This window comes from Sporosarcina oncorhynchi (assembly GCF_033304615.1).
GTDB lineage: Bacteria > Bacillota > Bacilli > Bacillales_A > Planococcaceae > Sporosarcina > Sporosarcina oncorhynchi.
Map to the genome: position 1 here is coordinate 3338685 of NZ_CP129118.1, position 16474 is coordinate 3355158.

Annotated in this window: 15 protein-coding genes; all 15 read right to left on the reverse strand. The window is 44.5% G+C overall.

Annotated elements, in window-relative coordinates; translation table 11 throughout:
* Nucleotides 1-2: 2 nt before the first annotated feature.
* Nucleotides 3-305, reverse strand: coding sequence for an urease subunit gamma (gene ureA, locus QWT69_RS16580; RefSeq protein ID WP_317967567.1), 303 nt, complete (start codon nt 303-305; stop codon nt 3-5).
* A 355-nt stretch (nt 306-660) separates the two neighbouring features.
* Nucleotides 661-1674 (reverse strand): ABC transporter ATP-binding protein, encoded by a 1014-nt coding sequence (locus QWT69_RS16585; RefSeq protein WP_317967569.1) that lies wholly within the window; start codon nt 1672-1674, stop codon nt 661-663.
* Entirely contained in the window at nt 1671-2618 is a 948-nt protein-coding gene (locus tag QWT69_RS16590) for a C40 family peptidase (RefSeq protein WP_317967571.1), read from the reverse strand. Before QWT69_RS16590 ends, QWT69_RS16585 begins: the two co-directional genes overlap by 4 nt.
* Nucleotides 2615-3721, reverse strand: a complete 1107-nt coding sequence (locus tag QWT69_RS16595) for a mandelate racemase/muconate lactonizing enzyme family protein (protein WP_317967573.1) — start codon at nt 3719-3721, stop codon at nt 2615-2617. Before QWT69_RS16595 ends, QWT69_RS16590 begins: the two co-directional genes overlap by 4 nt.
* Complete coding sequence (locus tag QWT69_RS16600) at nt 3722-4645, reverse strand: S66 peptidase family protein (protein WP_317967574.1); 924 nt, start codon at nt 4643-4645, stop codon at nt 3722-3724.
* Between the two features lie 81 nt (nt 4646-4726).
* The gene (locus QWT69_RS16605) at nt 4727-6391 is read right to left on the reverse strand and encodes a peptide ABC transporter substrate-binding protein (protein WP_317967576.1); all 1665 of its coding nucleotides are present in this window, start codon (nt 6389-6391) and stop codon (nt 4727-4729) included.
* A 294-nt stretch (nt 6392-6685) separates the two neighbouring features.
* A complete protein-coding gene (locus QWT69_RS16610) occupies nt 6686-7666 on the reverse strand; it encodes an ABC transporter ATP-binding protein (RefSeq protein WP_317971151.1) in 981 nt (326 codons plus the stop codon).
* Nucleotides 7667-7767: 101 nt separating this feature from the next.
* Nucleotides 7768-8700 carry an ABC transporter permease gene (locus QWT69_RS16615; protein ID WP_317967578.1) on the reverse strand — a complete coding sequence of 311 codons (933 nt, stop codon included), beginning with the start codon at nt 8698-8700 and terminating at the stop codon, nt 7768-7770.
* On the reverse strand, nt 8700-9635 hold the full coding sequence (locus tag QWT69_RS16620) for an ABC transporter permease (RefSeq protein WP_317967580.1): 936 nt from the start codon (nt 9633-9635) through the stop codon (nt 8700-8702). The genes QWT69_RS16615 and QWT69_RS16620 overlap by 1 nt, the downstream gene beginning before the upstream one ends.
* A gap of 13 nt (nt 9636-9648) precedes the next feature.
* Nucleotides 9649-10473: a M55 family metallopeptidase gene (locus QWT69_RS16625; RefSeq protein ID WP_317967582.1), complete on the reverse strand. Its 825-nt coding sequence runs from the start codon at nt 10471-10473 to the stop codon at nt 9649-9651.
* Between the two features lie 182 nt (nt 10474-10655).
* Nucleotides 10656-12494 carry an oligopeptide ABC transporter substrate-binding protein gene (gene opp4A / locus QWT69_RS16630; RefSeq protein ID WP_317967583.1) on the reverse strand — a complete coding sequence of 613 codons (1839 nt, stop codon included), beginning with the start codon at nt 12492-12494 and terminating at the stop codon, nt 10656-10658.
* A gap of 22 nt (nt 12495-12516) precedes the next feature.
* Nucleotides 12517-13431 (reverse strand): ABC transporter permease, encoded by a 915-nt coding sequence (locus tag QWT69_RS16635; RefSeq protein ID WP_317967584.1) that lies wholly within the window; start codon nt 13429-13431, stop codon nt 12517-12519.
* A 30-nt stretch (nt 13432-13461) separates the two neighbouring features.
* Nucleotides 13462-14430 (reverse strand): oligopeptide ABC transporter permease, encoded by a 969-nt coding sequence (gene opp4B / locus QWT69_RS16640; protein WP_317967586.1) that lies wholly within the window; start codon nt 14428-14430, stop codon nt 13462-13464.
* 15 nt (nt 14431-14445) lie between these two features.
* A complete protein-coding gene (locus QWT69_RS16645) occupies nt 14446-15372 on the reverse strand; it encodes an ABC transporter ATP-binding protein (RefSeq protein ID WP_317967588.1) in 927 nt (308 codons plus the stop codon).
* The gene (locus QWT69_RS16650) at nt 15350-16378 is read right to left on the reverse strand and encodes an ABC transporter ATP-binding protein (protein WP_317967590.1); all 1029 of its coding nucleotides are present in this window, start codon (nt 16376-16378) and stop codon (nt 15350-15352) included. The genes QWT69_RS16645 and QWT69_RS16650 overlap by 23 nt, the downstream gene beginning before the upstream one ends.
* Nucleotides 16379-16474: the final 96 nt, after the last annotated feature.

Genomic DNA, 16474 nt, shown 5'->3' on the forward strand with positions numbered 1-16474 from the left:
CTTTACTGAATCGGATTATGTACCGTCACAAGCTTCGTACCATCAGGGAACGTACACTCAATCTGTACATCACTAATCATATCGCCGACACCTTCCATACAATCTTCCACTGTGAGCACTTGTTTCCCCTCACTCATAAGTTGCGCAACCGTCTTTCCATCACGCGCGCCCTCCATGATGAAATGACAAAGAAGCGCCATCGCCTCAGGATAATTCAACTTCACGCCTCGCGCTTTACGCTTCAACGCCAGTTCTCCCGCAACATGCAACAATAACTTCTCCTGTTCAACTGGTGACAATTTCAACAGAAAACACCTCGCTCAATTAATTTTTGATATTTTAAAAAATTGGAGATAAAAATGAGCCTCCTTATACGTCTATTCTTTTTTTTCGAATACTTGTTTTGTGTTTCGCATGAATATGCAATAGTGGACAAACGTCCATTGATTGGGACCTGGCTTGATGCAGATCAAAAGGGGTATTAGAGGTAAACTACAACAGCACTAGTATAAGATATTAAAATTTGCTTGGCAACCATATCAAATCCAAGCAACTTCTAAATAGTGATAAAAGTTCTTTTTTACTACAATCGCACACACAATTCTTCACTAACCCATCCAATCTGTCCGCGTACAAAAAAGGAAAAAGCCGCCCTGATAATCAGGACGACCCTACTGGAATTTTCACCGCATCGGTTCGCTTCATCACTTCTTCATCATGCAGATGACAAGCAACAAAATGGCCTTCTTCCTTCTCCAGCCACTTTGGTTTCACATCTGCACAGACCGACATCGCATACGGACAGCGTGTCCGGAACACACAGCCTGATGGCGGATCAATCGGACTCGGCAACTCACCTTTCAGCAAAATACGCTCACGTGATTCTTCGATATCAGGATCCGGAATCGGAATCGCCGACAGCAATGCTTCCGTATAAGGATGCAGCGGTTTATCATACAATTGCTCACTTGTCGTCAGTTCCACCATATGGCCCAAATACATAACCGCTATCCGGCTCGAGATATACTTTACCATTGACAGATCATGCGCGATGAATAGGTAAGTTAACCCTTTTTCACGCTGTAGCCGTTGCAGCAATTTTACAACTTGTGCCTGGACAGATACATCCAACGCAGAAATCGGCTCATCGGCGATGATGAATTCTGGATCTAACGCGAGCGAACGGGCGATACCAATACGTTGCCGTTGACCACCTGAAAATTCATGCGGATACCGGTTTGCATGATCCCTGTTCAAGCCAACATCTTCGAGCAATTCATTGACACGCTTCCGCATTTCAGCCTGTGTTTTGAACATTCCATGGATTTGCATTGGTTCCGCTATAATTTCATAGACCGTTGAACGTGGATTCAGAGAAGCATACGGATCCTGGAAAATCATCTGCATTTTTTTCAGGAACCGCGCTCTTTCCTTATCTGTCATATCATGGACGCTTTGCCCTTCATATAACACTTCGCCATCCGTCTTATTATATAAACCGAGGATTGTCCGCCCCGCTGTCGACTTTCCGCAACCGGATTCACCGACAAGGCCGAACGTCTCCCCCCTCAGAATATCGAAACTGATGCCATCGACCGCTTTCAATGTCTTCCCTTTACCAACGTCAAAATGCCGCTTCAGCTCTTTGACCGATAAAATCACATCGTCTGTCATTCGTCTGCCCCCTCTCGTTGACCGTATCTTCGTACCGCACACAGTTCTTTTTCCAACTTCGTTCCCGCAAGTTTCAACACTTCAATCGACTGTCCGGTTGACGGTGAGTGGAGCATCAAGCCATCGCCATAATAAAATCCGACGTGACGTACATTTCCTTTGCCTTCATCATTCGCAAAAAACAATAAATCACCCTTCATCCAACGATTCCTATCTTCCAAAGGCACCTCTTCGCCGCCTTTTGCCTGGTCACTTGCATCTCTTGGGATGAAGTACCCGCAAGCTTTTAACATATTATACGTGAATCCCGAACAGTCATAGCCGTATGAAGACATACCGCCCCAGAAGTAAGGCAAATCCAAGTAAGCTAACCCTTCCTCGACCGCCGCTGCAGCTGTCCGTTTATGGAACTGATGAATGGAACTTGCTCTGACAATATCCATTTTTAAAATGAGTGCATCTCCATGAGGTGTGCGCACCTTAAAATGGTCGTCACTTTCGTCAATCAACGGCAGGATTGTATTGAATGGGACGATCAGTTTTGGTGTTCCATCCATAGTCCAAAGTTGTGACTTCGCTACTGCTACACGGATAAAGCCCCCCGACTCTTCCACACGCTCCGCCTTTTTCAGTTGTGCTACAGGCACCCAACCCGGATAACCCCGCTCATCCCTTTTGCACGGTTGCCAAACAGCGATTACTTTCGCCCATTCATCAACGATTTCATCGACAATGACCGGTTCGCCATAGAGGAGTTGCGACTGGACTCGATTGCCGTCACACAAATCCAACCGTTGTTCATAGGCCAGTTTTTCAAGCCATTTATTCAATTGCACCGGATTCGAAGTACCTTCCGCATCGATGTCACGCGCAGACTCTGGTGAAGTCCATATCGTTGCGACAGGGACGTTGCATGCATACATGTTTACAGTCATCTCAGTCATTTACCTTCCACCTTCCCGATACGCGACATTCCTTCATAATCTAGGCCAAGTCCAGTCGTTTCCGGCATCCGGATTTTCCTACCTTCATAGACGATCCCGCCCGGCACAATGTCCTCGGCAAGCATCAGTGGAGCGTCAAAGTCGAATCGTGTAATGTTCGGCTGACTTGCTGCAAAATGAGCCGCAGCGGTAATGCCAAGTTTCGTTTCAATCATGCTGCCGACCATGCATTGTACACCGAATGATTCCGCCAACGCATTGATTTTAAGCGCTTCATGGATACCACCTGACTTCATCAACTTGATATTAATCAAATCTGCAGCACGACATTCCAATACGCGGAGCGCATCTCTCGCTGAAAAGACGCTTTCGTCTGCCATGATAGGTGTCAATGTGTGGTTTGTTACATATGTAAGCCCTTTAATATCATCAGCTGGCACTGGTTGTTCGATCAGTTCGATAGTCAAACCTGCGTCTTCCATCCGACCGATGGCGAATACCGCTTCTTTTGGAGACCATCCTTGATTGGCGTCAAGCCGGATTTTCGGACCGTTACCGACCCGTTCCCGTATAGACCTGATCCGTTCGATATCTTCCCCAATTTCACCGATGCCCACTTTCACTTTTAATACATTAAAACCTTCTGCAATATAACGCTCTGCATCATCTGCCATTTCAGCCGGGTCATTGACACTTACCGTGAAATCCGTTTCAATTTCATTGCGGAATCCGCCAAGCAATTGGTAGAGTGGCAACCCGGCCAACTGTCCAAGCAGATCATGAATGGCCATATCGACAGCGGCTTTCGCACTTGTATTGCGGACGATTGACCGGTGCAGCAGGCGGAATACTTCCTCGCGATTGGCGATAGCCTTCCCGATCAATTGGGGTGCAATCACTTCTTCGATTGCATACTTGATACTGCCGAGTGAGTCGCCCGTAATGACGTGTGTTGGGGGTGCTTCCCCCCAGCCACTACGGCCGTCGTCGCATGTTACTTTGACATATACCGCATAGGCTGTCGTCACTGTGCGCAGTGCTGTTTTGAACGGTTTCGTTAATGGCACGGCGACAGGGAATGTTTCAATGGTTTGGATATGCACTTATTCCACCCCCGGTAGGATCGTCAATGTTTTCCCATTCGCATCGAGCTTTGCCTTAACGCCTAACGGAAGTGCAAAGTGTGGTTCGCAATGTCCGATTTTGAAGCCACTCACGACAGGCACGCGTAAATCGCCAAGATAGTGATGGAAGACAGTATCCAGTGACGCGGCTCGTGGCTCTTTTTTCGGCTCGGCATCTGCAAAATCACCAATGATGACTCCCGCCGCTTCGGCCAATTTACCTGCCATGCGTAACTGATTCAATAATCCGTCTACACGGTATGGTTCTTCTCGAATATCTTCAATCAACAGCAACTTTCCTTTCGTATCCACTTCGAACTTTGTTCCGAGTGAACTCACGAGCAGCGATAGATTCCCTCCTATGAGTTCCGCTTCGGCAGTACCTCCACTAATTGTTGTCAGCGGCGAAATATCTTCTGTGTAATGCAGTTCCATTGGCTCGAAAAGCTGTTGGAACATCTTCGCGGACAATTCATGAAACTCCTGCTTTCCAACGCATGATGCAAGCATCGGTCCATGAAATGTAACAAGATTTGAATACAGTCCGATTGCCGTATGCAGGAATGTAATATCGCTGAATCCCCAGAAGACTTTCGGGTTTTCGGCAATTAGCTGTAAATCGAGCTTGTCAGTAAAGCGTGCTGAACCATAACCACCCCGTGCGCAGATGATGCCTGCGATTTCAGGATCTGCAAACATATCTTCAAGATCTTGGCGACGGTCGTCATCCGTACCCGCCAAATATCCGTTTTTATCATATACATGCTTTCCGAACTTCCATTTCAAGCCTAGCTGCTCTAAAAACGGAAGTGCGCGTTGAAGACTTTCTTCTTCGGAAGGACTCGCCGGCGACACAATTCCGATCGTGTCTCCCTGGCGTAGCCGTTTTGGACGTATTCTCATATAATTCCCCCACCTTCTTGTACTGCCTCCAGTTTACCAATAAGAAAATCGCGGCGCCATGACGGACACCGCGACTGTTCATTAGTTCTTATCTGCGTACTTCAAGTCGATATAGCCAACAGGGTGACGTAAAATCCCTGAAACGCCTGGCTTTTCAAGCGTTGTCGCGTTGTAGAAGTATAGTGGGAACACAGGCATTTCTTCCATTAGAAGTTTGTCTGCTTGTTGTAGAAGATCCCAACGTTTGTTTTCATCTGTCTCATTCTTAATATCTACAATTAGCTTATCGTAGTCAGCGTTTGACCAAGTCGTACGGTTCATCGAAGAACCAGTGATGAAACTTTCAAGCGCGTTCACAGGATCTGCATAGTCATGCAAGAAGGATGAACGGGACATCTGGTATTTGAATTCTTTCTGGTCAGACAGGAACACTCCGCTTTCAACGTTCTGTAGTTCAGCATCCACGCCTAACACTTCTTTGAACTTCGATTGTAGTGCAATTGCAATGTTTTGGTGGGATTCGCTTGTATTGTAAGAAAGCGTGATTTTCGGAAGCTCTGTATAGCCTTCTTCTTTCATACCTTCTTCCAATAGCTTTTTCGCTTCGTCCGGATTATACGTTACAAGGTCGCCTACTGTATCACGGAACTCCTTGCCATCCGGACCGATGAATCCGTAAGTGACGAATCCATTTGCCGGCTTTTCACCGTTCTTCGTTACGAAATTGACGATTTCATCACGGTCTACAGCAAGACCGAATGCACGACGGATTTTAGCATTTTGGAATGGTTCCATCGATGTATTGAAACGGTAGAAGTACAAACCTGCTTGGTCGTCGATACGTAATTCATTACTATCTTTTAGTTGATCGGAAAGTTCTGATGGAACGTCCGTCACGTCCAATTCATTAGACTGGTACATCTGGTAAGATGTTGTGGATTCATTGACCATTGCCCAGTGGACTTTATCCAACTTGACAGATCCCGCATCCCAATAATTTTCGTTCTTTTCAAATTCAAAGCTTACATCATGATCCCATTTCGTTAGTTTAAACGGTCCGTTTCCAACGAATGTAGCTGCTTCTGTATGCCATTTCGGATCAGCAGATGCAACCTTTTCATTGATTGGGAAGAAGCTAGGATTTGTGATAATGTTCGGGAATGCTTCGTTCGGCGACGTTAATGTGACAACAAATGTCTTATCATCTTCCGCTTTTATAGCGATATCGTCTGCTGAACCTTCGCCGCTGTTATATGCCTCTGCTCCATCGATAAAGTATGCGAGGAATGCAGCTGGTGAAGCTGTCTCAGGGTCAAGCATATGCTTCCATCCGAAGACGAAGTCACCTGCTGTAACAGGGTCTCCGTTCGACCATTTTGCGTCCTCACGAATTGTAAATGTGTACGTAAGACCATCTTCAGATATATCAATCTTTTCAGCAGTCGCTTCGACCGCTTTATGGTCTTCATCCATACGTGTAAGACCTTCCATGATGTTATTCAATGCGCTCCATGAAACAGCGTTGAAACCGATGGATGGGTCAAATGATGTCGGCTCTTCTCCGTTGTTCATATAGAGAATTTTTTCGCCTATCGCTTCCTCTTTGCCTTCTTCTGTACCTTCTTCTGTTTCAGGTTTTGGATCGTCTTTTTTATCCGGTTCTTTGCCGGCGTCTTTGGTTGCTGTACATGCTGCCAATACTAATGCTAGCATCGCAACGAGCAGAAACGATAACCACTTTTTCAATTGAATTGCCCCCTTTGTTTGTCTGTGAATAGTTAAGCACTAATGCGTGCGTGATACCTCTGGAAATGGAAATTGTTAATATAGACCGTTGATTTCCGTTCCGGCGGACGCTTTCCAAGCGAGTTACGAAGAACTCGCTTTGCCGTATTTCTGTGATTTTCAGAAATTAAGGCAGGGGCGCTCAAAAAGCTATACTTTTATTCGCAAAAGCCATTTTACGTAACGGCTATTGCCGCCTTCCACTCCAACCAACTGTGTGCCTACTTACCTATTTAAATAAAATAGCTAAATTCATCAACCAAACACGTTCTTCGCTCTGTCATCTTGCAACCAACAGTCAACTGCGTGTGTGACGGATAGTTCGGTTGTTTGTGGATGCACTTTATCGCACACTTCCATGGCGAATGGGCATCTTGCGGTGAATGGGCAACCAACGGGTGGCGAAAATAGATCCGGTGGTGTGCCTTCGATCGGTTGGAGTTCCTCTTCTTTCAAATCGAGTCTTGGGACGGAAGCGAGAAGACCTCTTGTATAAGGATGTTGCGGTCCGTAAAATACTTCTCTCTTCTCACCGATTTCAATGATTTTACCAGCGTACATGACCGCTATCCGGTCCGCGATCTTGGCCACAACACCTAAATCATGTGTAATGAGGATGATTGACACGCCAGTTCTCTCTTGGATTTCTTCGAACAGTTCCAGAATTTGCGCTTGAATCGTTACATCCAGAGCGGTTGTCGGCTCATCCGCAATCAGTAGTTCCGGCTCGCATATCAACGCGATGGCTATGACAATCCGCTGTCTCATTCCTCCTGAAAACTGGTGTGGATATTGTTTAAGTCGTTCTTCTGGATTTGGAATCCCGACGACTTCCAACAATTCGACTGCTTTTTTCCGGGCTTCTGACTTGCTCACTTTCCGATGGGTCCGTAATCCTTCTGTCAACTGTTCACCGACTTGCAATGTCGGATTGAGCGCTGTCATAGGATCTTGGAATATCATCGATATATCGACACCCTGCACTTTTCGCATGCCCGCCTTATCCAACTTCGTCAAATCGCGACCTTTAAAGATGACGCTTCCGTTCTTTATACGACCTGCGGGATGAGGAAGCAAACCCATAATTGTATTGGCCGTTACACTTTTCCCACAGCCTGATTCACCGACGATTGCAAGTGTCTCTCCTTTAAATAAATCAAATGAAACACCGCGCAATGCCTGTACTTCTCCACCGAATGTCTTGAACGATACATATAAGTCTTGAACGGAGAGCATCGTTTCTGTAAACACTTTTTTGCGCTTGAGGGGCTTTGTAGCGACTGCCGTTGCCCCTTCATTCATACTGTTTAATCTGTTGTCATGCTCATTCAATTCATTCACCCCCTCAGTTTCGGATCAAGTGCATCTTGCATACCGTCTCCGAGGACGTTAAATGCAAACATTGTCATGGATATAAAGAACGCCGGGAAGAACAATCTCCACCAATGTCCCGACAGAATGACTGGCAATGCGTCATTTGCCATTACGCCCCAACTGGCGAACGGAGCTGCAATACCTAGTCCTAGGAAGCTTAAGAACGCTTCTGCGAAGATTGCACTTGGAACGGTTAAAGTCATCTGTACGATGATTGGCCCCATCGTATTCGGCAGTAAGTTTTTACGTATGATTCTTGGTGTTTTTGCCCCAAATGACTTTGATGCGGTGACAAATTCATAATTTTTAAGCTGAAGCACTTGTCCCCTTACAATACGAGCCATTCCGACCCAGCCTGTAATGGTGAGTGCGATGATGATTGTCGTCAAACTTGCCCCCATGATTACCATAAGAAGAATGACAACCAATAGGTGAGGCAACCCATAAAGGATTTCAATAATACGCATCATAAACGAATCTGTCCGTCCACCTTTATAACCACTGACTCCTCCATAAATAATTCCGATAAAGAAGTCGATTAGTGCCGCAGCTACACCGACGAATAATGAAACTCTCGCGCCGTACCAAGTTCTCGTAAAGACGTCCCAACCTTTTTCATCTGTACCAAACCAGTGTGTACTAGATGGCGGTTGGTTCTGATTGGCGTATTGTGTTGTTTCTATATTGTGTGGAGACAATATCGGCGCAAATACTGCGAATAGCGTAAGTAAGATTAAAAATATCAATCCGCCCATCGCCAGTTTATTCTTTCGTAATCTGCGCCACGCATCCTTCCAATAAGAAAGTGATGGCCGGACGACTGATTCAGCTTCAGCCATGTTGGAGTCTTTCGGTTTAAACCACTCATCTGGCACATTTTGCTGATGATTGACCATTACGCATCCCCCTCCTTCTTATGAAGTTTGATGCGGGGATCAAGGAATCCATAAACGATATCAACAAGAAACAACATGAATACAAGAAATGCACTATAGAAGACCGTTGTTCCCATAATAACGGGGTAATCACGGTTATTAATGCTGTCCACGAAGTATTTCCCCATTCCAGGTATTGCAAATATCTTTTCGATGACAAACGTTCCAGTTAAGATACCCGCAAGCATAGTTCCCATAATTGTCACGACTGGCATTAGTGCATTACGCAACGCATGCCTAAGTACAATACGCGTCGGTGACAATCCTTTTGCCCTTGCCATCTTCATATAATCCTGCGTCAACACTTCGAGCATGCTTGATCGTGTGAGACGAGCGATAATTGCCGTTGGACCGGTCGCAAGCGCGAGAGTCGGTAAAATCATATGTGCAGGACTGCTCCAGGTAGCTGGAGGCAGCAGTTGCCAATTGACAGCTACTTGTTGGATGAGTAGCGTTGCCAACACGAAGTTCGGGACTGAAATCCCTACGACCGCAAAGGCCATAGCCATGTAATCAATAATGCCATTGTGCTTGAGTGCTGCAAATGTTCCTAAGGTGATTCCCGATAGAACAGCTACAAGAATGGTAATTAAACCTAGTTCAGCTGAAATCGGGAATCCTCTTTTCAGAAGCGAGTTAACCGTTTCATTCGGTTTTTTTATCGATGGACCAAAATCGAAGGTAGCCACCGATTTCAAATAATGCCCATATTGTACAATGACCGGCTGATCCAACTTATAAAACTTCTCCAAGTTCGCTTGGATTGTCGGGTTCGACGTCCGTTCTTCATCAAATGGTGATCCAGGGATCGCGTGCATGAGGAAGAACGTAAGCGTCGAAATGATGAAGATTGTCGCAATCATCATCGCAAATCTCTTGACTATGTATATCGCCATTCGCCTTTCCCCCTTAGCAGAACTTTGTCTGCAACGCCAACTCGATCATGACAAGCATGGCTCGGTAAGCTTCTAGTATATCTTTTGCTTCAAATTTAACGATTGTCGTATTCGGTTCAATTTCACACCCGGGCATCAGTGCTGCCCATTCCGCTTGACCATAATTTGTAAATTCAATTCGTAGTGTAGGATTTATTGGCGGCACAAGTGGTTTGATATCTGACCGCTTGTCGATTGCTTCAGCAGTCTTCTCTTGAATCAGCTTATGGGCTTTTTCAGGATGAAGTGTTCTGACTGCGGAACGGGAAATCGACTTTTTCACAGCAGCTGTAACCACTCCAGGTATAAGCGTCTCTGCTTCCTTGCACGCACAATCATCACCCGCTACCATGATGACAGGAACTCCGAAGTACCCCGCTACGTAAGCATTGAATCCCAGCTCCCCTATTTGCACATCATCAATATACATATTGCGTACACCAAAGATCATCGAATGGCTCATGACACCCGGCTGACCAGCCCGAGCGTGATAACCAGCAAAGATTGCCCCTGCAAATGACTCATCCAGTGACTGAACCATCGAAAGCGCTTTCAAGTCACCTGTAATCAGATCTGCTTCAGGATGCAATTCTTCCACTAGCAGATTATTCATTTTTGAATGGCTATCATTTACGAAAACTTGTGTAGCGCCCTTATGAATAGCAGCAGTTACGATAGCATTCGCTTCCTCAGTCATGATACGTCGTGCACGTTCATAATTATGCTTGCTCGAATCAACAAATGTATAATCCGGCAAACCTGTAATCCCTTCCATATCGACAGATACATAGATTTTCATCTGCATTCCCCCAAGCTGCATTTACACAAAATATTCCCTGAAAGTAGATTAGTGGATAAAGTCAATCCTATCAAATTTTTAAGAATATTACAATACAATATTATAATTAAAATAAAACCGCCATCCAGTTTCCCGGATGACGGTTTCAAATAGATTCTCAAGAAATCTTGTGAATCAGATTATTATTCGCTAACGCCCATTTCATACAACCAAAGATCAGTGTTTGAGTCGATTGAGTAGTTCACTACGCGCTCGCTAACAGCTGTCAAAGCATAACGGTATACAGTTGGTGCAACCGGTACTTCGTCAACCATCAATTCCTGCCACTGGTTATAGATATCTTTACGGTATTCTGTATCGAATGACTTTTCAGATGTACCAGCTGCAAGAAGCTCGTCGTTCTTTTCGCTTGTGAAACGAGTATAGTTGAATGCTGCTGTTCTACCATATAGACCGGATGGATCTGGATCAGAACCAGTTCCCCAAGCACCTTGATAGATATCAATTTTCGGATCATCAGCTTCTACCATGTCATAGAATGAGTTGAACTCATGTAGACGACCGTCAGTAAGTTGTACTTTAATACCAACGTCAGCCCAGTTTTGCATATAGAACTGTGCGATTGGCTCAGCAGTTTCTCCACCAGACATTGAAGCAAAGTTCAATACGAACTCATTGCCTTCAGCATCTTCACGGAAACCGTCGCCATTTGTATCAACGAAACCAGCTTCGTCAAGAAGCGCTTTCGCTTTTTCAGGATCATAAGATGGTGCTTCGATATCTGCATTATGGAAACCAGCAAATACAGGAACGATTAAAGATGTTGCAGGGAAACGAAGACCGTGGTAAAGTTCTTTACCGATCGTTTCGTTGTCCATTGCATACCACATAGCTTGACGTACACGCTTGTCAGCCAATTTAGCATTAGGATCTGTTACGTTTTCTTTCTTTGCTTCATCCCACTTACCAAGTTTGAAACCGATATACGTGTAAGCAAGGTCAACTTTAGCCAATAGCTCGATATTGTCGATGTCTTTAGCTTTAAGATATTGATCAACCGGAACTGAAGCTATATCAATATCGCCTTTTTTAAGTGCTTCAAGGATTGAAGCAGAGCTTACTACTTTCAAGACTAGCTCTTTAAGAGCTGGTTCGCCTCTCCAGTATCCATCGAAACGCTCATAAAGTACTGATTCACCTGGTACGATTTTAGCCACCTTATAAGGACCGAAACCGATTGGGTTTACACGGATTTTGTCTGACTCGACAAGCTCTTCCATTGTTAATTCACCAGTCATTACATCACCGTAGTGGTGTCTTGGAGATGGAACTGTCCAGATACCTGACAATAGTGAAGGAGTTGCTTCAGTGTACGTAATAGAGATTTCTTTGTCGTCTTCAGAAACTGTGATACCAGAAATTTCTTTTGTTTCACCGTTATGGTATGCAGGCATACCTTCAACGTTTTCAATCATGAATGTGTAACGTGTACCAGCATAATCTGGGTGTCCAAGGAGTTGGTAAGAGTAAAGAAGGTCGCTTGCTTTCACAGGCTCACCATCTTGCCAGTTAACGCCATCCTTGATTTTGATTGTGATTGTTTTGTTATCATCAGAGATTTCGTATTCAGCAGCACCGTCATTAGTAATCAAATAGTCACCATCAGTAGATAGTAGGCCTTCATCGAAATAGCTCATGATATCTGCATCGAATGTACCTGAGTAGAATACGCGGCTCAAAGTACCTTCAAACGGAGTGTCTGTAACCATAGCGATTGTCATTTCTCCGTCTTTAACTGCTGCAGAAGTGTTTGAAACATCCATAGGGAAGTCTAGTTCAGAGCTTGCATCATCAGCAGGCTCTTCCTCGCCCTCTTCTACTTCTTCTGTTTCTTTACCTGGATCTTTGGACGGCTCTTTCTCAGTAGCGCCATCCTTGTCGTCTTTACCTGTACATGCAGCCAAGAACACGCTGAGTACTAGCATAAGACTTGCAAGTAGCATAAGTTGCTTCTTTGCCAATTGTATTACCTCCCCTTATTTTTTAGGCTAATCTTTGCCTTGCATCCGACGCACGTTTAACCGCTTGTCCGATGTAATTTATACACAGCATCATTACTAGAATCAGCAATGCTGCAGGTAACCATACCCACCACTTATTCTGAACAACATCTGGAGTTCTCGCATAGGCAATAAGCGTACCAAGCGAAGGTGTCCCAGTCGGTAGACCAAATCCTAAGAATGTCAGGCCAGTCTCCAACCCGATGTTTCCTGCCAGCGTAAGTGTCATATTAACAATGACGAGTGAACTCAAGTTTGGAAACATTTCAAAAAACATGATTTTCCAGCTTGGTGTTCCCAACGTCTTAGAAGCGTTGATGTAATCAAGCTCCCTTTCTTGCAATGCCCTGGAACGGATTAACCTAGCTTTACCGAACCAAGCGAACGTACTCATAATGAGAATGAATGTGAAAACAGTATAGTTTGGTACGATAACTACGAATACGATGATGAACATCAATGATGGTAGAACCATAAGGAATTCAAGAACACGCATCATTGCGTTATCCACTTTACCACCATAGAATCCTGCAACAAGACCGTACGTCAAGCCGATGATTCCAGCTAATAACGTTACGCATATACCAATTGTGAAGGAGTTCCGTGTACCAAGCAATAGTTGTCCGAAGACATCGCGGCCTCCGTCATCCGTACCTAGCCAATGCTCGGCGGAAGGCGGCTTCCAAGTTGCAAGGAAGTTCACGCGCTTTAACGCTAATGCGTCAACGAAAAGCGGTGAGGCATAGGCTGCTAGTATAATTATTGTTAATAGTATCAATGAACCCATAGCCATTTTATCGTGTTTGATTTCACGCCAGATCGTTTTCAACAAAGATGGGTTATTTAACTTTTCTTTGGCAATTAATTGTTTTTCATCTAGGATGACTGTATCTTTCATATCCTATTCCCTCCTCTTCCTTCTTTTCTATTATTCAATTCGAATGCGCGGATCGACAATACTCAAGATAATATCCGAGAGCATCGTACCAACGATAACAGCAGTTCCAGAAATCATGACGAGTGCTGTAACGACGGTGAAGTCACGCGTTGAAATCGACTGAATGAAAAGATATCCGAGACCAGGGTAACTGAAAATCGATTCGATGAATACTGACCCACCGATCAGACCAGTGATTTCAAATCCTAGGAATGCAGCGATCGGTAGAAGTGAGTTCCGCAAAATATGGCGAGTATATACTTTGCTTTCAGGTACACCTTTGGCACGTGCAGTTTTAACATAATCTTTCAATTTTTGATCGATGATATCATTCCGCAAGTACTGGATCGTGCTGAATGTTGCCAGTAATGAACCTGATAGGACGGGTAATATCAAGTGCTTCGCCCTACTTACAAAATACTCCCATGTGCCTGACTGTAATTTGATGTCAACACTACTGCCGTATGGCAACCAGCCAAGGACGAAAGAGAAGAAGAACATCATCAGTAAAGCAAAAACGAATAATGGAGTTGCGAATGCAAAATAGTTATACGTAACGATTGCTTTATCCGCCCAGCTGTCCGTAAAACGACCAGCAATAATTCCAAGTGGCAAAGCGATCAGATAGGTGACAAGAAGTGTGAAAAATGATAATAGTACTGTATTTTCAACCTTACCAGCCAAAAGCGATGTTACTTTTTGTTGGTGAACATATGATTTCCCGAAATCACCCTGTACTGCATTTCCAAGCCATCTGCCATATTGCTGATACCAAGGATCATTCAGTCCCGCCTTTTCCCTAAGCTTCTCCAGTTGTTCTAATGAAACGTCTGGATTTCCTTGGAAAGCTCCTGTAAGTGCATCACCTGGCATCATTTTCGCAAGCATAAAGATGATGATACTGAGAAGGATAAGCTGCGGGATCATAAGTAATGTTCTTCGTAAAATAAACTTCAACATTCTCTATTTTCCCCCTTACTGCATGGCGACCGAATGTGTCTCTGAAAGCTTCTTCAAATCGTACATCCGTCCATCATTATCAAAGTAGTTATTGTATTCTGTCTGATATTCCTGGTTGATCGCCTGACGCAAGTGCATCTTCTCAAAACGCTTTTCAGGATTCATCTCTGGAATTGCTGCAATTAGTCGCTTCGTGTAGACATGTTGCGCATTATTATAGATTTCGTCTGAAGTACCTTCTTCAACAAAACGTCCGCGATACATGATTCCAATTCGATCACACATATGCTGAATGATTCCCAAGTCATGGGAGATGAATAAGTATGTTAGATCAAAGTCTTCTTGAATTTCTTGCATGAAGTTCAGCACTTGAGCCTGTACAGATACGTCCAGTGCTGAAACCGGCTCATCCGCAATAATCAATTTCGGTTTCAAAGCTAGAGCGCGTGCAATACCGATCCTCTGGCGTTGTCCACCAGAGAACTGATGAGGATATTTGTAGATCGATTCCGGCGTCAATCCGACACGTTCGACAAGTTCCTGCACCCGTACCAATTCCTCTTTGGCGGAAAGCCTTTCAAAGTTACGTAGCGGTTCAGCAATCGTGTTCAGGATATTCTTACGTCCATTTAATGAAGAATAAGGATCTTGGAAGATCATTTGAATATCCTTCGTATACTTACGGCGTTCCATCCTGCCCATTTTTGCAAGATCTTTTCCTTCAAACATCATCTGGCCATCCGTCACATCATTCAGACCGATAATCGCTCTTCCAGACGTTGTTTTCCCACAACCGGATTCACCAACAAGACCGTATGTCTCGCCAGGTTGAAGTTCGAAACTGATTCCATCCACAGCTCTTACATGATCAACGACCTTACGGAAAAATCCGCCTCTGATCGGATAATGTACTTTTAAATCATTCACTTTCAGTAGCGACATAATCTCTCTCTCCTACTCTGTCCTCCGGAAAGTAGAACGTTTTATAGCATGAGCATCTTACAAAATGATTCGGCTCGGCTTCATGCATTTCCGGTCTTTCTTCATGAGCTTCTGCCGGGATCCATTCGATCCGTGGAGCGAATCGGCAACCGACTCGATCAAGATTTTGAAGCGATGGTACTATTCCATCAATAACATGAAGTTTCTCTTTCCCTTCCAAATTGGAAGGAATCGAATTCAGCAATGATCGTGTATACGGATGCAATGGATTTGCGAACAACTCTTTTACTTCCGCGATCTCAACGACTTCTCCTGCATACATGACGACGACACGGTCGGCCATTTCAGCTACAACACCCAAGTCATGTGTAATCAGGATAATGCCTGTTTTCATCTGATTCTGCAACTCTTTCATCAAGTCCATGATTTGGGCTTGAATCGTAACGTCCAAGGCTGTCGTAGGCTCGTCCGCCAGAAGTAATACAGGGTCGCATGCAAGTGCGATAGCAATGACGACACGCTGTCTCATTCCCCCTGATAACTCATGCGGATATTGCTCATAGACACGTTGTTCGTTTTTGATGCCGACTCGGCGAAGAAGTTCTAGTACGCGTTTTTTCTTATCTGAAGCAGACAGTTTCATATGATAGTCCATTGGTTCTTCTATCTGTCTGCCAATAGTCGCTAGTGGGTTAAGTGCTGTCATCGGATCTTGGAAGATCATACCGATGTCTTTCCCTCTTACTTTGTTCAACGCATTCCGGGATAGTGACAAAAGATTCTGACCATCAAAATTGACTTGGCCCTCAAGTTTCGTATTTTTCAAGTTGTGCAATCCCATAACAGACAAAGCCAGGGCACTTTTCCCACAACCTGACTCTCCAACTATTGCGACAACTTCATTTTCATGAACTGTTATGGAAACATCGTCGACCGCCGCGTAGTAATCCCCCTTAATATTGAAAGAGGTGCGGAGATTCTTAATTTCCAGTACCGGGTTTTTCAATTGAACTTCCTCCTTACAAATAAACACAAGTGCAAATAACCAATTTTCAGATTTAAGCAACAGTTATTGAACTCAATATACTACACAACGATAGCG